The organism is Moraxella sp. I5G, from assembly GCF_055193055.1.
Map to the genome: position 1 here is coordinate 38169 of NZ_JBUXLH010000002.1, position 21743 is coordinate 59911.

The 21743-nt window shown below is 37.6% G+C and carries 25 protein-coding genes; 15 read left to right on the top strand and 10 right to left on the bottom strand.

Annotated features, from left to right (window positions below; genetic code table 11):
* Nucleotides 1–6 precede the first annotated feature (6 nt).
* Nucleotides 7–702 (bottom strand): hypothetical protein, encoded by a 696-nt coding sequence (locus tag ACZBKJ_RS01230; protein ID WP_463199092.1) that lies wholly within the window; start codon nt 700–702, stop codon nt 7–9.
* A gap of 150 nt (nt 703–852) precedes the next feature.
* Here ACZBKJ_RS01230 and ccmA point away from each other — a divergent pair, with 150 nt between their 5' ends.
* Entirely contained in the window at nt 853–1464 is a 612-nt protein-coding gene (gene ccmA, locus ACZBKJ_RS01235) for a heme ABC exporter ATP-binding protein CcmA (protein WP_463199093.1), read from the top strand.
* Nucleotides 1461–2132 carry a heme exporter protein CcmB gene (locus tag ACZBKJ_RS01240; RefSeq protein ID WP_463199094.1) on the top strand — a complete coding sequence of 224 codons (672 nt, stop codon included), beginning with the start codon at nt 1461–1463 and terminating at the stop codon, nt 2130–2132. The genes ccmA and ACZBKJ_RS01240 overlap by 4 nt, the downstream gene beginning before the upstream one ends.
* On the opposite strand, the gene tsaD is transcribed toward ACZBKJ_RS01240, so the two are convergent.
* The 4 genes from tsaD to rpmI form a co-directional block, all read right to left on the bottom strand.
* The gene (gene tsaD, locus ACZBKJ_RS01245; protein WP_463199095.1) at nt 2129–3175 is read right to left on the bottom strand and encodes a tRNA (adenosine(37)-N6)-threonylcarbamoyltransferase complex transferase subunit TsaD; all 1047 of its coding nucleotides are present in this window, start codon (nt 3173–3175) and stop codon (nt 2129–2131) included. The two genes, ACZBKJ_RS01240 and tsaD, sit on opposite strands and share 4 nt — an antisense overlap.
* 32 nt (nt 3176–3207) lie before the next feature.
* Nucleotides 3208–4614, bottom strand: coding sequence for an oxygen-independent coproporphyrinogen III oxidase (hemN, locus tag ACZBKJ_RS01250; protein ID WP_463199096.1), 1407 nt, complete (start codon nt 4612–4614; stop codon nt 3208–3210).
* A gap of 130 nt (nt 4615–4744) precedes the next feature.
* Nucleotides 4745–5101, bottom strand: a complete 357-nt coding sequence (rplT, locus tag ACZBKJ_RS01255) for a 50S ribosomal protein L20 (RefSeq protein ID WP_463199098.1) — start codon at nt 5099–5101, stop codon at nt 4745–4747.
* Between the two features lie 29 nt (nt 5102–5130).
* Nucleotides 5131–5325, bottom strand: coding sequence for a 50S ribosomal protein L35 (rpmI, locus tag ACZBKJ_RS01260; protein WP_036331620.1), 195 nt, complete (start codon nt 5323–5325; stop codon nt 5131–5133).
* Between the two features lie 138 nt (nt 5326–5463).
* Between rpmI and hisIE the strand changes: the two genes are divergently transcribed.
* The 4 genes from hisIE to tatC all read left to right on the top strand — a co-directional run bounded on the left by hisIE (nt 5464) and on the right by tatC (nt 7822).
* Nucleotides 5464–6285 carry a bifunctional phosphoribosyl-AMP cyclohydrolase/phosphoribosyl-ATP diphosphatase HisIE gene (gene hisIE / locus ACZBKJ_RS01265; protein ID WP_463199266.1) on the top strand — a complete coding sequence of 274 codons (822 nt, stop codon included), beginning with the start codon at nt 5464–5466 and terminating at the stop codon, nt 6283–6285.
* Nucleotides 6286–6381: 96 nt separating this feature from the next.
* Entirely contained in the window at nt 6382–6615 is a 234-nt protein-coding gene (gene tatA, locus ACZBKJ_RS01270; protein WP_463199099.1) for a Sec-independent protein translocase subunit TatA, read from the top strand.
* A 5-nt stretch (nt 6616–6620) separates the two neighbouring features.
* The gene (gene tatB, locus ACZBKJ_RS01275; RefSeq protein ID WP_463199100.1) at nt 6621–7073 is read left to right on the top strand and encodes a Sec-independent protein translocase protein TatB; all 453 of its coding nucleotides are present in this window, start codon (nt 6621–6623) and stop codon (nt 7071–7073) included.
* Nucleotides 7070–7822, top strand: a complete 753-nt coding sequence (gene tatC, locus ACZBKJ_RS01280) for a twin-arginine translocase subunit TatC (RefSeq protein ID WP_463199102.1) — start codon at nt 7070–7072, stop codon at nt 7820–7822. The genes tatB and tatC overlap by 4 nt, the downstream gene beginning before the upstream one ends.
* 39 nt (nt 7823–7861) lie before the next feature.
* On the opposite strand, the gene ACZBKJ_RS01285 is transcribed toward tatC, so the two are convergent.
* Nucleotides 7862–8569 (bottom strand): elongation factor P hydroxylase, encoded by a 708-nt coding sequence (locus ACZBKJ_RS01285; protein ID WP_463199103.1) that lies wholly within the window; start codon nt 8567–8569, stop codon nt 7862–7864.
* A gap of 94 nt (nt 8570–8663) precedes the next feature.
* Between ACZBKJ_RS01285 and ACZBKJ_RS01290 the strand changes: the two genes are divergently transcribed.
* The 6 genes from ACZBKJ_RS01290 to lysM all read left to right on the top strand — a co-directional run bounded on the left by ACZBKJ_RS01290 (nt 8664) and on the right by lysM (nt 12584).
* Entirely contained in the window at nt 8664–9230 is a 567-nt protein-coding gene (locus tag ACZBKJ_RS01290; protein ID WP_463199104.1) for a YceD family protein, read from the top strand.
* Between the two features lie 198 nt (nt 9231–9428).
* Complete coding sequence (gene rpmF, locus ACZBKJ_RS01295; protein WP_463199105.1) at nt 9429–9611, top strand: 50S ribosomal protein L32; 183 nt, start codon at nt 9429–9431, stop codon at nt 9609–9611.
* Nucleotides 9612–9850: 239 nt separating this feature from the next.
* Nucleotides 9851–10813 (top strand): ACP S-malonyltransferase, encoded by a 963-nt coding sequence (fabD, locus tag ACZBKJ_RS01300; protein ID WP_463199106.1) that lies wholly within the window; start codon nt 9851–9853, stop codon nt 10811–10813.
* Nucleotides 10806–11534 carry a 3-oxoacyl-ACP reductase FabG gene (gene fabG / locus ACZBKJ_RS01305; RefSeq protein ID WP_463199107.1) on the top strand — a complete coding sequence of 243 codons (729 nt, stop codon included), beginning with the start codon at nt 10806–10808 and terminating at the stop codon, nt 11532–11534. The genes fabD and fabG overlap by 8 nt, the downstream gene beginning before the upstream one ends.
* A gap of 129 nt (nt 11535–11663) precedes the next feature.
* The gene (gene acpP / locus ACZBKJ_RS01310; protein WP_463199108.1) at nt 11664–11900 is read left to right on the top strand and encodes an acyl carrier protein; all 237 of its coding nucleotides are present in this window, start codon (nt 11664–11666) and stop codon (nt 11898–11900) included.
* Nucleotides 11901–12092: 192 nt separating this feature from the next.
* A complete protein-coding gene (gene lysM, locus ACZBKJ_RS01315; RefSeq protein WP_463199109.1) occupies nt 12093–12584 on the top strand; it encodes a peptidoglycan-binding protein LysM in 492 nt (163 codons plus the stop codon).
* Between the two features lie 41 nt (nt 12585–12625).
* Here the strand turns inward: lysM and coaE are convergent, their stop codons facing one another.
* A complete protein-coding gene (gene coaE / locus ACZBKJ_RS01320; RefSeq protein WP_463199111.1) occupies nt 12626–13255 on the bottom strand; it encodes a dephospho-CoA kinase in 630 nt (209 codons plus the stop codon).
* Between the two features lie 162 nt (nt 13256–13417).
* Here coaE and pheS point away from each other — a divergent pair, with 162 nt between their 5' ends.
* From pheS to ACZBKJ_RS01335, 3 genes are all read left to right on the top strand, one after another.
* Nucleotides 13418–14449: a phenylalanine--tRNA ligase subunit alpha gene (gene pheS / locus ACZBKJ_RS01325; RefSeq protein WP_463199112.1), complete on the top strand. Its 1032-nt coding sequence runs from the start codon at nt 13418–13420 to the stop codon at nt 14447–14449.
* A 188-nt stretch (nt 14450–14637) separates the two neighbouring features.
* Nucleotides 14638–17058 carry a phenylalanine--tRNA ligase subunit beta gene (gene pheT / locus ACZBKJ_RS01330; protein WP_463199113.1) on the top strand — a complete coding sequence of 807 codons (2421 nt, stop codon included), beginning with the start codon at nt 14638–14640 and terminating at the stop codon, nt 17056–17058.
* A gap of 41 nt (nt 17059–17099) precedes the next feature.
* Nucleotides 17100–17384 carry an integration host factor subunit alpha gene (locus tag ACZBKJ_RS01335; protein WP_463199115.1) on the top strand — a complete coding sequence of 95 codons (285 nt, stop codon included), beginning with the start codon at nt 17100–17102 and terminating at the stop codon, nt 17382–17384.
* 69 nt (nt 17385–17453) lie between these two features.
* Here the strand turns inward: ACZBKJ_RS01335 and ACZBKJ_RS01340 are convergent, their stop codons facing one another.
* The 3 genes from ACZBKJ_RS01340 to ACZBKJ_RS01350 form a co-directional block, all read right to left on the bottom strand.
* Complete coding sequence (locus ACZBKJ_RS01340; protein WP_463199116.1) at nt 17454–19076, bottom strand: DEAD/DEAH box helicase; 1623 nt, start codon at nt 19074–19076, stop codon at nt 17454–17456.
* A gap of 367 nt (nt 19077–19443) precedes the next feature.
* Entirely contained in the window at nt 19444–20985 is a 1542-nt protein-coding gene (gene creC, locus ACZBKJ_RS01345) for a two-component system sensor histidine kinase CreC (protein ID WP_463199118.1), read from the bottom strand.
* Complete coding sequence (locus ACZBKJ_RS01350; RefSeq protein WP_463199119.1) at nt 20979–21743, bottom strand: response regulator; 765 nt, start codon at nt 21741–21743, stop codon at nt 20979–20981. The genes creC and ACZBKJ_RS01350 overlap by 7 nt, the downstream gene beginning before the upstream one ends.

The window sequence follows — 21743 nt, forward strand, 5'->3', positions numbered from 1 at the left end:
CATTAGTTACTGTTTTGCTGTAGTCGCCACAAAAAATTTTTGATGTTTATCATCAACCACCACATCCACTTCATCAGTTGCTTCCAAATAATCATTGACATTATTGCTAAACATTGTATTTTGCTTGGTGTTTTTGATGATATCGTAGGCAATATCTATCAAACCAGATACTGCTTGCACATAACAGCTTAGCGCCCTATCACTAATGCTGGTAAATTCACCATCAAATGATACTTTAGCGCGTAGTTCGCCATCATAAGGGTCTAGTTCTAAATTACCATAGCCTATTTTCATGTTTGCCTGACTAGTTTCCACCATGGTTTGAGCATAGTGATACGTTGGAATGCTTTCTTCAATTACTCCAAACAAAGTAACTAATTGATTGGATTCATTAATGCGAAAAATACACGTCCAATCTTGATTGTTTTTATCTGTAAATCCCAAAATCAAATGATGAGTACGACTGGCGTTTTCACTAGGTGGGCGATGGTCATAACGCCAGCCTTGACCATCAAGCCACGTTTTAATTCGATTAGTGATTGGCAACTGGTGAGCCTCATCTGCAGATGGTTTATTTTGCGATGCATGTAAAGTATCTGGTAGAATATCCGTTTTATTAGGCTTAGGTAGGTAGCGATGTTCATTATTTTTTGGGCTTAACCAAAAAAATCGAGTAAAAAATTGTTTTAATTTTTCTAACATAAATCAAGCACTTCTATTCTTATCTTTTCGCCCAATAGCATAGCAAAAATTTATTAGGATGGCTTAAATTTTGTTGATTCTTTACCAAATTTTATCTTTTTTAACAAAAATTTTGATATGATTAACATTTTGCAGTGGATTGTATAATTTATGACGGATACAGATGAGAAATCTTTATTGGTTTTGGATGATTTAAGCGTACAACGAGGCGAATTTATTCTTTGCCAGGGACTTAATTTTAATTTAAAACCAGGTGATATTTGTCATTTAATTGGTGAAAATGGTTTGGGGAAAACCACCCTATTTAACCAAATTGCAGGACTTTTACCAACACAAACTGGTTTAATTAAAAAATCACCTTTAGTATATATTTCTCATCAGTTGGGTATTAGCGCTGATTTGACGGTTTATCAAAATTTAGCATTTTTATTGTCACTATATGATGTGGATTACCATCAAGATATTTTAGATAAAGCTTTGGACGATGTTGGTTTGTGGGGGCTTGGTGAAACGCCTAGCAGTCAGCTTTCAGCAGGTCAGACCAGACGCATTGGTTTGGCGAGGCTTTTTGTCATGACGCCAGAGCATGCTCCGCTTTGGCTGCTTGATGAACCTTTAACCGCTTTAGATAAAAACATGACTGCACAAATAGAAGACCGAATGCAAGCGTTTGCCAAACTCGGCGGCGCCATACTAACAACCAGTCATCAGGCGATTCAAGGAACAACTATGACGATAAATTTAGCGGATTTTGCTCTATGAATCATGGAATTTATCAACAAATTTTATCCAGAGAGTGGCATATTAAACGACAAAAAGCCGTGCAATGGCTTTATCCTTTGGTACTGTTTTTACTGATTATTACCTTATTTGTTTTGGCGGTAGGCGGTGAACCCAAACTACTGCTTCGTCTGGCAAGTTCGGCGGTTTGGGTAGCGGTGCTATTATCTTTGGTAATTGGTGTGGATGATTTGTTTCGTCCAGATTTTGACAATGGTACATTAAGTCAGCTTGTGGTATCATCGGCGCCTTTATCGTTTTGGGTATTGGTGCGTCTAGGCATGCACTGGCTGTTTAGTGCTGGATTTGTCAGCTTACTGTCTTTGTTTGCTGTGCCTTTATTTGGACTGCCCATTGGTGAAGCCTTGATACTCATGCTGTCCATCGTGGTTGGTTCACCCCTGCTACTGATGTTATCTGCCATTGCCAGCAGTTTAACATTAACCTTAAAAAATGGAGCAATTTTAGTACCACTCATCGCCCTACCTATGCAGTTACCTGTGCTGATTTTTGCTACTGGCGCAGTGGATTTATTTGCCACAGGGCTGAATGCTTTACCAACTTTAGCGCTGCTTGGCGCGGGCAGTATTTTGGCGATAATGATTACACCATTTGCCGTAGCTAATATTTTAAAAATGGCATGGACTTAAAATTTAAGTGTCTGCATATCCCATCTAGGAACACACCCTACTGACAAACCATCAAACTGACCCGCTTTAAGCCGACAAAACCCTGCATAAGCAATCATCGCTCCATTGTCGGTACATAATGACTGAGGGGCATAATAGACACTTGCACCCATTTTTTTTGTGGCATTTTGCAGTTCGATTCTAAGCTGACTATTTGCTGAAACACCCCCTGCAATGACCAATTTTTTTAATCCTGTTTGTGTTAGAGCTTTGATGCATTTTTTTGTTAATGTATCAATAACCGCAAATTGAAAACTAGCAGCAATATCAGCACGCACTATTGGATTGTCATCACTGCCTTGAGTGTCTTTGATTAAATTGTGTACTGCTGTTTTCATGCCACTAAATGAAAAATCAAGTCCCTTATCCAGCATGGGACGCGGTAAAGCATAAGCGTTTTTATTGCCATTTTTTGCCAATTTTTCGATATTTGGACCCCCGGGATAAGCCAATCCAAGCATTTTTCCAGTTTTATCAAAGCATTCCCCTACTGCATCATCAATTGATTCGCCCAAAATTTCATAATCACCCAATTTTTTAGCATGCAGTAGCATTGTATGACCGCCTGATACCAAGAGGCAAACAAATGGGAATTGCAATCTTTGACCATCGGATTTGTCATGGTCAAGCAGTGGCGCTAACAAATGTCCTTCCATATGATGCACGCCAATTGCTGGGATACCTAAACCGTAAGCCAATGCTCTTCCAAATAACGCTCCCGTCATCAAAGCCCCAATCAATCCTGGACCTTTTGTATAGGCAACCGCGTCAATTTGAGTTTTGTCCATATTTGCTTTTTGCAAAAGCTCATCAAATAGTGGTACCAATTTACGAATGTGGTCGCGACTGGCAAGTTCTGGCACAACTCCACCATATAAAGCGTGCAGCTGTATCTGACTGTAAAGTACTTGCGCTAAAATACCGCCCTGCCCGCCATTCATTTGACTGTCATAAATCGCCAGTCCTGTTTCATCGCAAGATGTTTCCAAGCCTAAAACTTTCATTTCATACCCTTTAATCTTATATCTTATTATGGTTAAATCACACGGGAAAAACGATTTTGATGTTTTTTGACCAGATATTCATCAAACACCATGGCAATACTACGCCCTAAAATACGTCCTTTGGGTAAAATTTGCACACCATTTTTATCAATTTTCAACAAACCATCATCTTGCATTGCTTGCAAACCTTGCAATTCTTCAGCAAAATACTGCTGGCAATCAATGCCAAATCGCAAGTTTAAATCAGCAAAATCCATCATATCGTGACACAATAAATTCATAATCACATCACGACGTAACGCATCTTTTGGGCTGGCTTGAACATGTTTAACTGCAGGTAAAATTTTCGCATGGATTTTCTCTTGATAATCACCAAGGCTGGTTGGGTTTTGCAACATATGTTCGCCAATTTGACTGATGCTACTGACCCCAAAACCCAATAAATCACATTCGCCAAGTATGGTATATCCCTGAAAATTGCGATGCAACCGCCCCTGTCTTTGAGCTTTTGCCATTTCATCAGATGGTTTCGCAAAATGGTCAATGCCAATATATTGATAATTGGCTTGGTTTAAAGCGGTAATGGCATTTTTAAACATTGTTAATTTACTTTCAGGGCTAGGTAAATCAGCTTCATTGATGCGTTTTTGGGGGGTAAAACGCGACGGCAAATGCGCGTAATTAAATAGCGATAACCGATCAGGCGATAATGCGATAATCTTCTGAATCGTTGTTGCCATGCTAGCTACTGTTTGATGAGGCAACCCATAAATTAAATCAATATTGATGGATTTAAATCCAAGTTGCCTAGCACAAGTCATCACATTCTCAATCAAATGCTCAGGTTGAACACGATTAACAGCAATTTGTACTTTTTCTTCCAAATCTTGAACTCCAAAACTTAAGCGATTCACACCCAGATTTTTTAAAACAGTTAACGTATTTTCTCGAAGTTCTCTTGGGTCAATTTCCACTGAAAAATCACCATCATCAGCAAAATCAAAGTGTTGTTTTAAAAATTGCCACAACAAAATCAGTTCATCATCACTTAAAAATGTTGGGGTTCCGCCACCCAAATGCACCTGTTTTACTTGTAATGGGGCAGTTAAAAACGATTTTTTATGCAAAATTTCAGCAAATAAATAATCTAGGTAATCGCCCGAGTCGCTGTTTTTTTTGGTAATGATTTTATTACAACCACAGTAATAACAAAGATGACGGCAAAACGGGATGTGAATATATAATGATAAAGGTCGTTTAGAATCGCGGTTTTTTAAAATATGCTGCTCAATGGAATCATCTGAGCTAATGGGAGAAAACTCTAAAGCGGTTGGGTAAGAAGTATAACGCGGTGCTTGCTGATTGTATTTTTTAATCAATTCCTCATGAAAAGTAACCGAAGCAAAATGATTTTGTTGATGAATGCTAAAATTTTTCATAGATGTTTTTGTAAATAACTAAAACGCCTATTATAACGGTTTTAGGTCAAAGTTTTTAGTTAATTAACCACCAAAAACAAAACCCGCATAGCGGGCTTGTTTAACTAAATTCAACTTAATGCATTAAGTTTTAAGCAAGTGCTGACTTTGCTTTTTCGCAGATTGCAGTAAAGGCTGCCGCATCATGCATGGCAATATCTGCCAAGATACGACGGTCAATCTCTACACTGGCTTTTTTCAAGCCATTGATAAGGCGACTATAGCTTAGACCATTTAAGCGAGCGCCTGCATTGATACGAGCAATCCACAAACGGCGGAAAGTACGTTTTTTGTTACGACGGTCACGATAAGCGTATTGACCAGCTTTCATGACAGCTTGTACAGCAACACGATACACGCGTGAACGAGCACCATAGTAACCTTTTGCACGAGCTAGAACTTTTTTATGACGGCGATTAGCCTGTACACCACGTTTTACACGAGCCATTTTTTTCTCCTAAATAAATTGTATGGGCATTAAATGTATGGGCACATACGACGAATGGAAGCCACGTCTGAAGCGTGAACCATCACGCAACCACGCAATTGGCGGATACGCTTAGGAGATTTTTTGGTCAAAATGTGGCGTTTGAATGCTTGTTTACGCTTAAAACCGTTCGCTGTTTTTTTAAAACGCTTGGCAGCACCACGTTTGGTTTTTAGTTTCATGATTTTTCCTCTTTTTAATAGTTGGCTAAGCCAACCTAAAAAACCCGTTTGCCTACTAAAGTAGTCTTAAGGTGGGGTGTGTATTATAATCTAACAATTCTTGGATTTCAAGCCAATCTAACTTTTTTATCCTTCAGATTTATGTTAGAATTTGGTTGTCTAAAAAAGGAAAATCAGTGTATGACTTGGCTTGATGAAATTCAGTTTAATCAAAATGGGCTTGTGCCTGCCATTGCTCAAGATAAAGACACAGGGCGGGTTTTAATGATGGCATGGCAAAACCGCCAAGCCTTAGAACTGACCTTAGCTACTGGTATGGGTGTGTATTTTAGTCGTAGCCGAAACAAACTTTGGTACAAAGGCGAAAGCAGTGGTCATCAGCAAGTTGTGCATGATATTTATACCGATTGTGATGGCGATGCGATTTTGCTTACCATTACTCAAGTCGGCGGTATTGCTTGCCATACAGGGCGACAAAGCTGTTTTTACCAAAAGCTAGATAGCAAAAATCACACTTGGCAAACTTGTGATAATGTCATTAAACCAGCTGATGAAATTTATGGTACAAACCATGCCAAAAATACACCTTTACCAAACATCTTACCTCAAGATGTTTTATCAAAACTAGATATGATTTTAAACCAGCGCAAAACTGCCAATAAGGACAGCTCTTATGTTGCCAGTTTATATCACAAAGGTTTGAATAAGATTTTAGAAAAAGTTGGTGAAGAAGCGGTAGAATCCATCATTGCCGCCAAAGAACTGCAAACAGCCATCAAACTGGGGCAAGATTTTCAAAAACAGCGCAGCGATTTTATTTATGAAGTCGCCGATGTTTGGTTTCATACCTTAGTAGCGCTGGCGGATTTAAACCTATCATCAAACGATATTTTAACTGAATTAGCAAGACGTTTTGGGCTTTCAGGTATTGATGAAAAAAATGCCAGAACTGCGATACATTAAATTTTAATTTAAAGTGTTTACATCAACAGCCATAAATTTGATAAACTTAATAAAACTGGTTTTACAAAACTTATTTTACAAAATAAAGGTAAAAATATGGGCGGATTTTCTTTAACTCACTGGCTGATTTTTTTAGTGGTGATTGTGGTAATTTTTGGTACCAGCAAATTAAAAAATGCTGGCAAAGATTTGGGGGAAGCTGTTAAAGGTTTTAAAGATGCGGTTAAAGACGAGGAAAAACCCAAGCTAACCCAAGACAACACCACCATCAATCAAGATGTGCCAATTCAAGCTGAAATCAAAGAAATCAAACCTAACGATAAGGCATAATCCAAATGTTTAATTTGGGATTTTTTGAACTGCTGCTTTTTGGCATGATTGCACTGATTGTCTTAGGTCCTGATAAATTAATTTATGCTGCAAAAACATTGGGCAAATGGTACGGGCAATTTCGCAGAATCTCTGACAAGTTACAACAAGATTTTGCCAGTGAATTTGAATTAAATCAATTGCAAAAACAATTTGAAACCGAAATTGCTAAAATTCGAGCCTCTGAGCAAGATTTAAAAAATCGGCTTAACCAATTGCAAAATGATTTGCAAGATGGCTCAAAACAAACATTACAAACCGTTGAATTAACCAATAATAAAAAGGCTCCTTTGCCATTATCAGGTCGATTTTTTTTATTGGGCGATTATGATAAAAAGCGTCGCCTACCCAATGCGCCTTTTTTGCCCAACTATAAAGCAGATAAACTGCTCTATCAATCCATCAATATACCATCATGAACACTATCAAACCACAAAAATCTGATGAAGGCGAAATGCCTATTTTGGCGCATTTTGCTGAGCTGCGCACTCGTCTGATTCGCATGGTTTTTGCGGTTTTGGTTGTGTTTTTGGCATTGGTAGGTTTTAGTCGCACATTATACGATTTTATTTCCAATCCTTTGGTTTCCCTATTGCCCGATAATGCCAGCATCATTGCCACAGAAGTTACTTCAGGGTTTGTTGCGCCCATTAAATTAACGTTCTTTATGGCAATTTTTATCAGCATTCCTTTTATTATTGGTCAGCTTTGGGGTTTTATTTCGCCTGCTTTATATAAACACGAAAAACGCATTGCCATCCCTTTATTATTATCAGCAATTATTTTATTTTATGTTGGTATGACATTTGCCTATTTTTTAGTATTGACCCCTGCTTTAAAATTTTTGGTGCTGTTTTCTCCAGATAATGTTTTGCCAATGACAGATATTAATAGTTATTTGGATTTTGTATTAAAATTATTTTTATTATTTGGCATTGTTTTTGAAATACCAGTTGCCACTTTACTTTTGGTATTATTAAATATTGTCAGTACCGATAAACTTATTAAAAGTCGCCGATATGTGATTGTAGGGTGTTTTTTTATTGCGGCACTGGTAACACCACCTGATGGGTTATCTATGTTAATGTTAGCCATTCCAATGTGTTTGTTGTTTGAAGTGGGAATATTATTGGCAAAACTATTAAAACGTTCAACTAAAGCAGCCTAAATACAATCTGGATAATTGTATTGATATCATATTGCTAAATTAATAGCAACATAAATCTAAAAATAACCAAATTAATCTTTTAGCATCTTTGGATAAAAACTGCGGATTTTGTAAAAAATCATACGCCTGAAGATAAACATCACTGGCAAACGTGCTATTTGATGTATCAAAATCAGCATTTAAATTATCCTGTGATACATAAAAATAACGACCCAACGCCAAATTTAATAAACATTCAATAGCTTGAGGTTTGATTTCTACTTGCTCAAATAGCTTTTGGGTGGCTTCATCACGCCCATCAGCAACATACCAATAACCAAAATCATCTAATTGACGACGTTTTTTGCCCGCCACACACCAATGACTGATTTCATGTAAAGCACTGGCAAAAAAACCGTGAGCAAATTCAATGCGTGCAGGATTGCCATCGCGACTGGCAAAATATTCTGGTTCACCATCGCCACGCACTAAAATGGTTGGCACACCATCCATATTGGTTTGCGCAAACATACTGTTGAACAAATCAATTAGCCATTGAGTAAGTTCATCGTCATTTTGGTTTTGAGATAAATCATTTCGCCATTTTTTTTGGTAATCGTGATAATCATCTATGTGGGTGATTAAATTTTTTATTTCACAAACAACATTAGGGTTTTTATAAAAATCTTGCCAAAGTTTTAAAATAGGTTTGGGGTTAGAATGACAATTTTTGTGGGCGTAAGGCGATAGCTGGTTAAAATTAATCATAATTATAAAATAAATAAAAAACTACATTATAGCATTGACCAACGATTTTTTTTTGCGTAAACTTAAATCAATTCAACAACTATTTAAAAACTCAATGACACATTTATCTTCTAATAATTCTTTAAATCAAAAATCACAGATGCCCACCAATATTTTATTAGAAAAATGGGCAGATGTTGGTTTTGTTTGGTCTGGACAAGTGGCAATTTGTGAATTTTCTCGCCTTTATCAAGTATTGGATAAAACACACACTCAGCCAAATCTCACCATCCAACTTACTTTAACTAAAAAAGAAGGTATTTTGTGGCTCAGTTATGACATTCAAAATCATGTACAGCTTGCATGTCAGCGCTGTTTACTGCCAATCACTGTTAATTTATCAGGAAACTACACTTTGGCGATTTTATATAGTGAAAGTCAGATTGCCAGTATCAATGATGCTGAATTTGTGTTTTTAGATGAAGTTTGTCCTGATAATCGCAAAACATTGCCTATCAAAGATTTATTAGAAGATGAACTACTGTTACGTTTGCCTTTGTCGCCTCGTCATGAAAATTGTCAATTACCCATAACGTTACAGAGTTTCGAGCCTGAAGAAAAGGCAGACAATCCATTTTTGGTACTATCACAATTAAAGGGGCAGCTACCCAAAAAATCATGACTGATTCACCATGACACCCATCAAAAATCTGAAATATTGATTGAAATTTTATATTTTTTTAAGTATAATCGCAAATTTAGTGCGCAACTTCATCTAACTCGTCGTGAGTTTAGTTTGAAATAACAAACTATAGACACGCACCCAACCACTTTTTATGGGCAATGAGTTTGCCTTGATGATTAGATTTTAGGAGCTATCATGGCCGTTCAACAAAACCGCAAAAGCCGTTCACGCCGTGATATGCGTCGTTCTCACGACCGTATCAGCGTGGCTACTTTAAGCATTGATTCAACCACTGGTGAAAAACACATTCGCCATCACGCTACCAAAGATGGTTTTTATCGTGGTCGCCAGTTATTTAAGGTCAGTCAAGAAGGCTAATCCATTATTGATTGATATAAAGTCAAGTTCTTATTTGATAAGGGCTTGACTTTTTTTATTGCCTCATTGATGTTTATGTATTCAATCATTGACAACACCAAAAACCAGTTTACAACAAATTAGCCTACAAATAGATTAAATATCGGTCAATAGTTTTAATACGTGTAAACAGATGTTCGTTTTTGTGATACAATGAATCTTTTTACACAATTTTAAAATTTATGAAGAATGGGTAACATATGGTAACAGAAACAAGACGAATTGCGGTAATTTTTCCAGGTCAAGGTTCACAAACCATTGGTATGATGAATGAACTTGCTCAGTCGTTTGATGTTGTTCAACAAACTTTTGCTGAAGCTAGTGATGCCTTGGGTTTTGATTTGTGGCAGATTACAGCCGATGAAGAGCGCCTACATAAAACCGAATACACTCAACCAGCACTGCTTGCAAGCAGTGTCGCAATTTGGCGAATTTTACAAGATAAATTTAATCATCATGGTATCTCACCTTTATATCTAGCTGGACATTCTTTGGGCGAATATAGCGCACTGGTCGCCTCAGGTGTGATTAACCTAAAAGATGCGGTATGTTTGGTTCATGAACGTGGCAAACTAATGACCTCAGCGGTTTTAGGCATGGATACACAAATGGCGGCAGTCTTAGGTTTAAGTGATGAACAAGTCATTAGTTTATGCGAATCTGCCAAAGAAACTGTTGGAATTGTTAACCCTGCCAATTTTAACAGTCCAGGTCAAGTCGTAATTGCTGGCACTGCCTTGGGTGTGTCTGAAGTATTAACAGCAGTGGAGGCTTTGGGCAAAAAGGCTGTTTTATTGAAAGTATCTGTACCATCGCATTGTGAATTGATGAATCCTGCCAGTGAGGCATTGGCTGAAATTTTGGCAAAAACGACTTTTAATTCTGCAAAGATTGCAGTGATTCAAAACCGTCATGCCTGTGTTCATAAAGCAACCAGTGAAATCAAAACCGCCTTAACTGAACAACTTTCCATGCCTGTTCAATGGGCAAAAACCATGCAAGTTTTGGCAGAAAAACACATAGATTTATTGATTGAATGCGGTCCTGGTAACGTACTTTCAAATCTTGCCAAACGTCAAGCAACCCCTATTTTGGCACTGCCGACTGACAAACTGGCGCGCCTTGAGAAGTTAGATGAACAATTAGGAGCAAATCATGAGTAGAAAAATAGTTTTAGTTACAGGTGCAAGTCGTGGCATTGGACGTGCAATTGCTGAACGCTTTGCCAAAGATGGTCATTTTGTCATTGGTACTGCAACCAGTGAAAAAGGGGCGGCGGCTATTAGTGAATATTTGAGTGAATCAGGTGGTATTGGACGCGTACTAAATGTTTGTAGTGATGAAGACATTGATGCCCTATTTGATGAAATTGATAGCGTCTATGGTTCAGTTAATGTATTGATTAATAATGCAGGAATTACCAAAGATGGGCTTTTGATGCGCATGAAACAGGATGATTGGGCAGATGTCATTGATACCAACCTAACCAGCATCTATCGCACCAGTCGTCGCGCCGTAAAAGGCATGATGAAAGCTCGCTTTGGACGTATTATCAACATTACTTCAGTTGTTGGTCAAATGGGCAATGCTGGACAAACCAACTATGCTGCTTCAAAAGCTGGAGTAGAGGGTTTTACCAAATCATTGGCACGTGAAATTGGTTCTCGTGGTGTAACGGTCAACTGTGTTGCCCCGGGTTTTGTAGAGACAGACATGACCGAAGAATTGGATGAACGCATGGTTGCATCACTGCTTGATGCTGTTCCTATTGGACGCATGGCACAGCCCCATGAAATTGCTGCTGCTGTCGCCTTTTTGGCAAGTGATGATGCCAGCTACATTACAGGGGCATCACTTGCAATCAATGGTGGCATGTATATGTAATTTTTATAAAAAATACAAATCGTGAACGTATGTTTTAAAAAACTTGCATATTTTAATTAAATGTTTTATGATAACAACTTTAATACATTTACATAGTACAGTGTACTGATTAAAAATTTGGAGATTTTTATGAGCGATATTGAAGCTAAAGTAAAAGCTGCTGTTGCTGAACAACTTAGCCTAAATGCTGACGAAATCAATACTAGTGCCTCTTTTATGGGTGATTTAGGCGCTGACTCATTGGATTTGGTTGAGCTGGTAATGGCATTTGAAAATGAATTCAACATCACCATTCCTGATGAAGATTCAGCAGAGCTAACCACTGTGCAAAAAGCCATTGATTATGTGACTGCAAAATTAGCGTAATTGATTGTTTTTAAACATTCATTTGATAAAGACCACTACGTTAGTGGTTTTTATTTTTTTGAGCGCCCGATAACAATCATAAAATGCTAGTAGCAATAACAGCGTAATTTGACATAAAAAAATTTTACTGACTTTTAGACAAAAATGTAATAAGATAGAAAAAGTTTTAACCCCACTAACTGAGGAGTTTTTATGGGTATTTTTAGTTTTGCTAAAGACATCGGCGATAAAATTTTTCATCGCAACAAAACCGAGACTACTGAAACTGCTGCACCCCAAGCAGTAGAAACTCAAGCAGAGCCAACCGCTCAAGAAATTGCTAATTTGCTACTAGCTCGCATCCAAGCTCAAAATGTACAAATTGATGGATTGTCCGTACATTACAATGGCGATACGGATACAGTAACCCTAAAAGGCACTGCCAAAACTCAAGAAGATCGTGAAAGAGCCCGTTTGGCGGTAGGCAACGTGCAATATGTTGCGGTCGTTGAAGACAATATTGAAGTAGAAAAACCAGAGCCTGAATCACGTTTTTACACTGTGAAAGCTGGTGATAATTTATCAAAAATCGCTAAAGAAATGTATGGCAATGCCGACTATATGAAAATCTTTAACGCTAATAGACCAATGTTGTCTGACCCTAACAAAATCTATGTTGGTCAAGTTTTGCGTATTCCTGAGTAATTTTAAAACTTAGCAGACCTTAAAACAAACACCTTAATTTTTTAAGGTGTTTTTTGTGCCAATTTTAGATATGTTTGATGCAAATTGATTAACTGATTTTGTAAATTAATCAGCGTACCTGAATTATCTACCACATCATCAGCCAACACCAAACGTCTATCACGAGAAATTTGCTTATTGATGATTGCCAAAATATCTTTCTTGGTCTGATTATCTCTTTGGCTAGCTCGCTGAATCTGTACATCAACAGGCACATCCACCACCAAGACTCTATCACAAAATTCACTTAACCCTTTGTCATCATCTTTGATATTTTCTAACAAAAGTGGTACACACAAAATACCATAATCACTGGAAATGCATTCTAAATTTTGTATAATTTTTATACAAATTTGTGGATGCATAATAGCATTTAGTTGTTTTAACGCATCAGGATTTTGAAAAACAAATTGGCGCAAAGCTTGCCGATTCAATTCGTCATTTTGTAAAATCCAGTCGCCAAAGGTTTGTTTTAGTGTTTGTAAAATAGGCGAACCTTTTTTGGTTAAATCGTGGCTGATTTTATCAGCATCAATCACATCAATGCCTTGAGCAATAAACCAATCACAAACTGCTGTTTTGCCACTACCAATACCGCCAGTAACGCCAACGATGAATTTACCATTTACCATAATTTTGCCTTTACTTATGAAAAATCATAAGTTGTAAAAGTTTTTTTGATAAATTTATTAGATAATTTACCCAAAATCAACTAAAAATATTGCTAAAACCTTGATAATTCTTTAAAATATCGTAAACTTTTGTAAACCATCCAAAGAAGCGAACCAACCATTATGAGTGATTTTTTACCCAATTTAGATGAAAATCTGATAAATCTTAGTCATGACGATTTTAAAGATTTTGCTCAAAAAGCATCTATTTTAATTGCTAAAGCCGATAATGAAAAAACCCTGCAAGAACTCAAAGTTAATTTAATGGGCAAAAAAGCGATTTTAACCACTTTATCCAAACAGCTTGGTAAATTAGATAGTGAGCAAAAAAAACAATATGGTGGCTATTTACACGAACTACGTACTCAGCTTACTACCAATTTTGATGAAAAAAATCAAAAACTTATTCAAGACGCCCTAGAAGCCAAACTTGCCAGTGAACAAATTGACATTACTTTGCCAGCTCGTACTGTAAAAAAAGGCACGCTACATCCTGTAACCATGGCTGCCAAAAGAATGCAGACATTTTTTGTACAAGCAGGCTTTAATGTAGCAACTGGTCCTGAGGTAGAGAGCGATTATTATAATTTTGAAGCTTTAAATATCCCTGAAACTCATCCAGCACGCGCAATGCATGATACTTTTTATTTTGATGCTCATTATCTTTTGCGCACGCACACCAGCCCCGTACAGATTCGCACCATGCAGAACAATGAGCCGCCCATTCGGGTGATTTGCCCAGGTCGGGTATATCGCTGTGATAGCGACCAAACACATTCGCCCATGTTTCACCAAATGGAAGGGCTTCTTATCTCAAAAACTGCTACTTTTGCTGAATTAAAGGGACTGATTCAAGCATTTTTAGAAGCTTTTTTTGAAAAAAAATTAACCGTGCGTTTTCGCCCTTCATTTTTTCCTTTTACCGAACCTTCTGCCGAAGTTGACATTCTAGCCGATAATGGTAAATGGCTTGAAGTGATGGGCTGCGGCATGGTTCACCCTCAAGTGCTAAAAAACTGCAACATTAATCCAGATGAATACACAGGCTTTGCTTTTGGTATGGGGATTGAACGCTTTGCAATGTTGTACTATGGCGTAAACGATTTACGACTATTTTTTCAAAATGATGTACGTTTTTTAAAACAATTTAGCTAAATGTTACAATTACCCAACTGATTGCTTTTTATCAATCATGCTATTTTATATTCCATCTTATCAAGTGTATAAACCCCAAAAATAGCTGGTTGATTAAACAAGATTAACCTTTTATAGAGTAATTTTGCCTACTTTAAAGCAGGTGTAAGTTACTTTTTAAATTTTAAAACAGATATTTGAGATAAACAATGAAAATCAGCGAAACTTGGTTAAAACAGTATTTTCCCAATCTAAATTTAAGTGCTGAAGAAATTGGTCATCAGCTAACCATGGCAGGGTTGGAACTGGATGATTTGTATAAAGTTGCTCCAGATTTTAGCGGTGTTGTGATTGGTGAAGTATTAAGCTGCAACCAACACCCTGATGCTGACAAACTGAAAGTTACCACTGTAAATATTGGCACAGAAACTTTGCAAATTGTTTGTGGCGCGCCCAATGTTCGAGTTGGGCTAAAAGTTGCAGTGGCAACGGTTGGGGCGATATTACCCCCTATGGATGGCAAACCATTTACCATTAAAAAAGGGAAATTGCGTGGTATTGAATCCTTTGGTATGTTATGCGGCGCATCTGAACTTGGCTTGCCCGACGAAATTGATGGTCTGTTAGAATTGGATGACGACGCACCCATTGGAACAAATTTACGTGAATATTTGGCGTTAGATGGTCATATTTTAGATATTTCCATCACGCCAAACCGTGGTGATTGTTTTAGTGTGTTAGGAATTGCTCGTGAAATCGCAGTCATTCACCGACTAAAAAAAGAAAATAATACAGGCATAGATGCTCATCAACAGGAAAATGAAAAAGTATACTCTGCCCTACTTCACCAAAATGTTGTGGTTCAGGCTGATGACGCTTGCCCACGTTATTTCTTGCAGCCTATTTTTAATATTGACCGAAGTAAAGCCACCCCAAAATGGCTTAAGGACCGCTTGATTGCATCAGGACTACGAACGCATAATTTTTTAGTTGATGTGACTAACTATGTGTTATTGGAATTAGGTCAGCCACTACATGCATTTGATGCCGATAAAGTTGTTGGTGATGTTTGTGTGCGTCTTGCCCATGCTGGTGAAACTTTTACATTGCTCAATGAGCAAACTGTTACGCTAACAGGTGATGAACTTGTGATTGCAGACAGTGAAGGTATTTTAGCGTTGGCGGGTATCATGGGCGGATTACGTTCAGCAGTTACAGACAACACCAGCAATATCATCTTAGAAAGTGCCTTTTTTGCACCCAATGCCATTGCTGGACGTGCCAGACGTTTTGGATTGCATACCGATGCCAGCCAACGATTCGAACGTGGTGTGGACTTTAATTTACCAAAACGCGCATTAAATCGAGCCGTTGATTTGATTACCAGTGTAGCAGGTGGTGAAGTTGGCAGATGGTTTACTGTTGAAAATTTAGATAATTTACCCAAACGCTTACCTATACAAGTAGCACTTACTCAAGTAAAAAGCTTGTTAGGCGTAGATATTGCTAAAGATGAAATTATTCAAATTCTAACCCATTTAGAAATTATTGTAGAAGACAAAGACGCTTTTTTAGTTTGTACGCCACCAAGTCACCGTTTTGATTTAACCATCAGCGAAGATATTGTTGAAGAAATTGCTCGTATTTACGGTTATGACAACATCGCTCCAGTATTGCCAAGTCTGTTAGTGGACATGGATTATGATGATGGTCAAGATTTACTGTTAAATCTAAAAAATACCCTAGTTTCTGAAGGCTATCAAGAAGCAATCAGTTTTAGTTTTAGTGATGAAAAACTAGAAAACTTGCTAAATGATGAAAAATTGGGAGCCATATTACCCCTTGCCAATCCTATTTCTTTAGACCTTGCCGTCATGCGTCGCACATTGCTGTCTAGCCTTTTGCCAATTGTACAGTACAATCTAAACCGCAAACAAAATCGCCTGCGTTTTTTTGAAACGGGACTTAGTTTTGTGGGTAAAAATGTTTCAGAACTGGTACAAACGCCAAGCCTTGCGATGATATCGGTTGGCGATGTTATGGATAAAAGTATCTACACTAATCGCCCTTTTGATTTTTTTGACTTTAAAGGCGATATTGAAAATTTACTGCCTGCTAATTTAGACAATCGTCGTGTTGGTTATCAGCGTGCTGATTTAGCATTTTTACACAAAGGTCAAAGTGCGTATTTATTGATTGATGATAAAAAAGTTGGTTGGTTTGGTCAGCTACACCCAAGCATCGCTCAAGCACTGGATTTACCAACTACGTGGGTGGCTGAGTTTGCCTACGAAACAATTCTCAATTTATACCATAATTTACCTAAAATCACCCCGCCAAGCAAATTTCCTCAAGTGCGTCGTGATTTAGCATTTTTGATAGATACAGCAGTAGACTGGCAAACTTTGGCTAGCGATATCAGAATAGCTGCTGGTGAATTTTTAATAGATTTGGCTTTATTTGATGTTTATGAAGGTGAGCGTTTGCCGACTGGCAAAAAATCGGTTGCCTTTACTATGACGTTTGAAAATGCCAATAATACACTGGATGATGAAACCATCAAGACCCTAATGGATAAGGTGATTGATATTCTAACCCAAAACCACAACGCCAAACTGCGTGATAGCTAATGGCAAATTTAACCAATAAAAGTTAATCAAAGGAAATAATCATGAGTACACTAACTAAGGCTGATATGGTTGATCATTTAACCGTTCGCCTGCGTATGAGCCGCCAAGATGCCCGATTTTTGGTAGATATGTTTTTTGCCCAAATCAGCCAAAGTCTAGCCGATGGCAAAGAAGTCAAATTATCAGGATTCGGTAATTTTGAGCTGCGCGACAAAAAAACTCGCCCCGGGCGCAACCCAAAAACTGGAGAGGAAGTTCCAGTGAAAGCGCGTCGTGTGGTGACTTTTAAAGCAGGTCAAAAATTGCGTGGTGAGATTCAAGCCTAACTAACAAAATATGCCCACTTAATAAGTGGGCATATTTTTATTGATGATAACAAACTTGATAACCACGACTTATAAATGACCAAATTTACGTTTCTTAGGTGCAGTTTGGTTAAAAAGCACTTCTTCTACGCGTTTTTGTGGCTTATCTTTTTTAAATGTTGAAGGGCGGCGTGTATTTTTTGTTGGCGCCGACTCTTTGGTTGTTGATTTAGCAAATTTACTGCGTTTTTTGGAAGCAAAACCATTATCATCCACCTCTACCGCACCAAGAAAACGATTGGATTTTTTGTCAGAAAATGCAGATTTCGCTGCTTTTTTTGCTTCAAAATTTTGTAATTCAAAACGACTGCCCATTCTATCACGCTTTTTATGCGGTTTGGCAAAATAACCTTGTTCAAAATCACCATCTTGATTTTTGATAAAATTCGATTGTTTTTTGTCCATTCTATTAAATTTATCACTGACAGTTTTTGACCGAACGCGTTTTTTATCACGTTCAGACTTGTGATGAGTTTTTTGAATGTTGCGTTTTGGTTCAAGTCCTTCCAATACTTCTTCTTTAATTTCACGTTTTAGATAACGACCAATTGAAGTTAGCTGTCTTCTATCATCAATGCTGCATAAATTCATCGCAACACCCGTACGACCAGCTCGACCACAGCGACCAATACGATGCACATAATCTTCCACCTGACGTGGCAAATCATAATTCACCACATGGCTAATTGCAGAAATATCAATACCGCGAGCTGCCACATCAGTTGCTACTAAAATTTGATACTTGTTGGCTTTGATATCGCTGATAATGCGATTACGTTTTCCTTGAGGTAAATCGCCATGCAGATATTTTGCTGACAGCCCTGCTTCGGTCAATGTTTGGGTTAAATCTTCAGTGCTTTTTTTGGTCGCTGTAAAAACAACCGCTTGCTTAATTTCTGGATTGCCCAGCAGCTGTAATAAGATTTTATTTTTATGATGAAAATCATCACAAAAATAAACCGATTCATCAATATGAGCAGTTTCTACTTTGATGGCGATTTTCTTAGGATTATTGGTGAAATTTTCAGCAATTTTACCGACTTCGCCATCCCAAGTTGCTGATGACATGATGGTTTGACGACTAGTTGGTACTGCTTGCATGATTTTTTCAATGTCTTCAGCAAAACCCATATCCAGCATTCTATCTGCTTCGTCTAATACCAAAACTGACAGTGCTGATAAATCCACACGTCCTGCGGTCATATGGTCTAGCAACCGACCAGGCGTTGCAATGACTATTTGCACACCTTTACGCAAATTACGGATTTGTCCGCCATAATTAGAGCCGCCAACCAATGTTGTGCTGTACAAACCTTTGATATTTGCCCCATAACGACGCACGCTATCATAGACTTGCTGAGCAAGTTCACGAGTTGGTGTTAAAATCAGGGCATGAATGTGTTTTTTTTGTTTATCAAGCTGACATAATTGATTCAAGATTGGCAGTACAAATGCTGCTGTTTTACCTGAACCTGTCTGAGCAGATAGCAATAAATCTTCTTGGTTTAAAGCACAAGGGATTGCCCCAGCTTGAATGGGGGTGGGTGTGGTGTAGCCACTTTTAGCCAAGGCCTTTAAAATTGGTTTTTGCAGTTTTAAATCGTCAAAACAAAGTGGCTTAGCGTCTGCCGGTACGGTGATGTTGGTTGTCATAATTAAATTTTTCCATTAAAAAGCCAGCCGATGAACGATTGTCCACAAAAAAGCAATCTCAAATCGTGGTAAAGTATTTTGAGCGCTGGCGTGTTGTCGCTGATGTTGATCGTTAAATGATGAAATCAAGTTAGGCAATCAACCAAAATCATCGCAACAAAACAAGAAAAACATTAACCAAAACATATTCATTGAGGAATTTTTTATTTAGATTAAATTTAGACAAATTGATAGAAGCAATTATTAGTAGCGATGTCATCAAAAGCGAAGGTTAATTCTTAATTATAGCATATTTTTATTTAAAAATAAAGTTTTTAATTTAACATAAAGAATAAAGAAGCTTTAACTTAAAATTAAATAAATCAAATTAGTTGTTAAAGGTGAATGTTACCACAACAAAATAATCGGCGACCAATACACAATCAGGATATTGATTTTTTAATTCATGAGCGGAAACTTGCATAAATTCAACTGATGCTTGGTGTAATTGAGCAACTTGTTTTACCAAAGTCAGTCCCAACCCCGTTCCTTTTTTTTGATGAATGTTTGGCAAGCTAAAATAACGTTCAAATGCTCGCTCACCAACATACTCTGGTAATTTCTGACTGTCATTGATAACAATAATTTTGGTTTGTTTCCTAGACTGTATCACCTGAACAAATACCGATGAAAGCCCATAATAAATGGCGTTATCCAGTATATTTTGAAAAGCTTGCGCCAGCCAAAATTCATCTGCCATGATATAAACATCTTGGGGTATATAATCAATGTTTTTGTGAAGTTTGGTACAAAGTGCTGATAATTGGGCGATTTGGCTGCTGATAATTTGACCAATATTACAGGAAGTTTGGTTTAATTTAAAACTGGGTTGTTCTATTTTTGCCAGTGTTAATAGCTGATTTACCAAAACAGTGAGTTTATCTGCTTGCTCAGTAATGATGGCACTAAACCGTTGTCGCTCCTCATCATTCAAATCCCAAGCTAAAAGTTCACCACTGGCACGAATGGCAGTTAAAGGTGATTTTAATTCATGGGTTAGTGTATGAACATACTCGGTAACGTAGGCTTTATTTTCAATGATATTTTTCATATCATAAATATTATGTGTCAGTTCATTTAATTCTTTGCCTAGATAAAAATGAGGTGGCATTTGCTGAGCTAGATTTTTTGTATAAAGATTAACCATAGCAATGCTATGCCGAAGCCACCATGCCATCAATATGGATAATGCCAATGCTGAAATCATAATCGTTAAGATGATTTTAATAACTTCTTCTTGGCTTTTTTTGATGTATGGTAAAAGTGTTGGGGTGGGCTTGCCAACAGATACAACACCCAAGATTTTACCATCTTTGACAATAGCACTAGCCACATACATTACGCCATAATAGGCATCTTTGCCACTTTTGTCTCTAGGCTGATAATCCTTACAATGTCCCAATCTATTGCTACTTCTTGCCCCATATTTTCCCTGCAAAGTCAAACGTACATCATTCCAGCGACTAAAGTCAGCGCCTACATCCTTATGACAACTATCATAAATTACTTTACCAACGTCATTGGTGATATAAATATGGAATTGGCTTTTGTTTTTTTGGTCGTACCAAAAAAGTACTTGGCTGCCATCATCAAAAGCTTGCGATAATTTATTGCTCATTTTATGACCAAAATCATCGCCCATTTGAGCCATATCATCAGCAACCAATGCTGACAAAAGTCGTGCTGTATCTGCCAAATCATCTTCAACTACCCGTTTAGCAGAAGGGCGTAATGTTTTTTGGGTGTAATACAAAGCAAAACTACACGCCACAATAATGAGTACGGCAAAGGTTAGCCAAATACGAAAAAATATGCTAAAACTAATTTGTTTTTTAAAGATTTTATCCAAAAACTGATGAAATGTCAGCATAGACTATAGCCCAAACCACGATGTGTTAAAATAATTTCATCGGCTGAAATGCACGCAAGTTTTTGTCTTAATGTTTTAATATGGCTATCAATAGTACGCGCTAAACGGTGTTCAGGATGCTGACTGATATGGTTTAAAATTTGTTCGCGGGTTAAAATACGTTCAGGGTTTTGTAAAAGTGTCAGCATAATTGCTAATTCGGTTTTACTAAGCGCAATTGCTGTATTATTTAGCATCAAAGAATAATCGCTTTGCTGATATGTCCAAACGCCTACTTGGGTATGACGCACAAAATCGCCAACCGATGACAACAAATTGGGCAAATCCGCAGGCTGAGAATTTGTTTTTGCAGCAACAGACTGTATTTTTTGACTGCCAGGAATGTAATTTTGTCGCCGCCAAATGGCTTTAATTCTGGCAATTAATTCTCGAGAACTAAATGGCTTAGCAATATAATCATCCGCCCCCATCTCAAGCCCGATAATAGTATCCACTTCATCATCTCTAGCAGTCAAAAATAAAATGGGTACAAAGGGGCATAAATCCCCCTGCCGAATCATTTTACATACATCAAAGCCGCTGCCATCAGGCAAGCCAATGTCTAAAATCACTGCATCAATATTTTGATGATGTTTTAATAAAGGAAGAACTTTGGCAACCATATCCGCCCAAAGAACTTGCCAGCCCTCTCGTTGCAAGGAAAATTGCAGTGTTGCAGCAATGGCTGGGTCATCTTCTAATAACAAAATTGTAGTCAT

What these genes read in the sequence shown, in the direction of transcription:
- ACZBKJ_RS01230 (WP_463199092.1), bottom strand. Translation starts at nt 702, where the DNA reads ATGTTAGAAAAATTAAAACAATTTTTTACTCGATTTTTTTGGTTAAGC.
- ccmA (WP_463199093.1), top strand. Translation starts at nt 853, where the DNA reads ATGACGGATACAGATGAGAAATCTTTATTGGTTTTGGATGATTTAAGC.
- ACZBKJ_RS01240 (WP_463199094.1), top strand. Translation starts at nt 1,461, where the DNA reads ATGAATCATGGAATTTATCAACAAATTTTATCCAGAGAGTGGCATATT.
- tsaD (WP_463199095.1), bottom strand. Translation starts at nt 3,175, where the DNA reads ATGAAAGTTTTAGGCTTGGAAACATCTTGCGATGAAACAGGACTGGCG.
- hemN (WP_463199096.1), bottom strand. Translation starts at nt 4,614, where the DNA reads ATGAAAAATTTTAGCATTCATCAACAAAATCATTTTGCTTCGGTTACT.
- rplT (WP_463199098.1), bottom strand. Translation starts at nt 5,101, where the DNA reads ATGGCTCGTGTAAAACGTGGTGTACAGGCTAATCGCCGTCATAAAAAA.
- hisIE (WP_463199266.1), top strand. Translation starts at nt 5,464, where the DNA reads ATGTTAGAATTTGGTTGTCTAAAAAAGGAAAATCAGTGTATGACTTGG.
- tatA (WP_463199099.1), top strand. Translation starts at nt 6,382, where the DNA reads ATGGGCGGATTTTCTTTAACTCACTGGCTGATTTTTTTAGTGGTGATT.
- tatB (WP_463199100.1), top strand. Translation starts at nt 6,621, where the DNA reads ATGTTTAATTTGGGATTTTTTGAACTGCTGCTTTTTGGCATGATTGCA.
- tatC (WP_463199102.1), top strand. Translation starts at nt 7,070, where the DNA reads ATGAACACTATCAAACCACAAAAATCTGATGAAGGCGAAATGCCTATT.
- ACZBKJ_RS01285 (WP_463199103.1), bottom strand. Translation starts at nt 8,569, where the DNA reads ATGATTAATTTTAACCAGCTATCGCCTTACGCCCACAAAAATTGTCAT.
- ACZBKJ_RS01290 (WP_463199104.1), top strand. Translation starts at nt 8,664, where the DNA reads ATGACACATTTATCTTCTAATAATTCTTTAAATCAAAAATCACAGATG.
- rpmF (WP_463199105.1), top strand. Translation starts at nt 9,429, where the DNA reads ATGGCCGTTCAACAAAACCGCAAAAGCCGTTCACGCCGTGATATGCGT.
- fabD (WP_463199106.1), top strand. Translation starts at nt 9,851, where the DNA reads ATGGTAACAGAAACAAGACGAATTGCGGTAATTTTTCCAGGTCAAGGT.
- fabG (WP_463199107.1), top strand. Translation starts at nt 10,806, where the DNA reads ATGAGTAGAAAAATAGTTTTAGTTACAGGTGCAAGTCGTGGCATTGGA.
- acpP (WP_463199108.1), top strand. Translation starts at nt 11,664, where the DNA reads ATGAGCGATATTGAAGCTAAAGTAAAAGCTGCTGTTGCTGAACAACTT.
- lysM (WP_463199109.1), top strand. Translation starts at nt 12,093, where the DNA reads ATGGGTATTTTTAGTTTTGCTAAAGACATCGGCGATAAAATTTTTCAT.
- coaE (WP_463199111.1), bottom strand. Translation starts at nt 13,255, where the DNA reads ATGGTAAATGGTAAATTCATCGTTGGCGTTACTGGCGGTATTGGTAGT.
- pheS (WP_463199112.1), top strand. Translation starts at nt 13,418, where the DNA reads ATGAGTGATTTTTTACCCAATTTAGATGAAAATCTGATAAATCTTAGT.
- pheT (WP_463199113.1), top strand. Translation starts at nt 14,638, where the DNA reads ATGAAAATCAGCGAAACTTGGTTAAAACAGTATTTTCCCAATCTAAAT.
- ACZBKJ_RS01335 (WP_463199115.1), top strand. Translation starts at nt 17,100, where the DNA reads ATGAGTACACTAACTAAGGCTGATATGGTTGATCATTTAACCGTTCGC.
- ACZBKJ_RS01340 (WP_463199116.1), bottom strand. Translation starts at nt 19,076, where the DNA reads ATGACAACCAACATCACCGTACCGGCAGACGCTAAGCCACTTTGTTTT.
- creC (WP_463199118.1), bottom strand. Translation starts at nt 20,985, where the DNA reads ATGCTGACATTTCATCAGTTTTTGGATAAAATCTTTAAAAAACAAATT.
- ACZBKJ_RS01350 (WP_463199119.1), bottom strand. Translation starts at nt 21,743, where the DNA reads ATGACTACAATTTTGTTATTAGAAGATGACCCAGCCATTGCTGCAACA.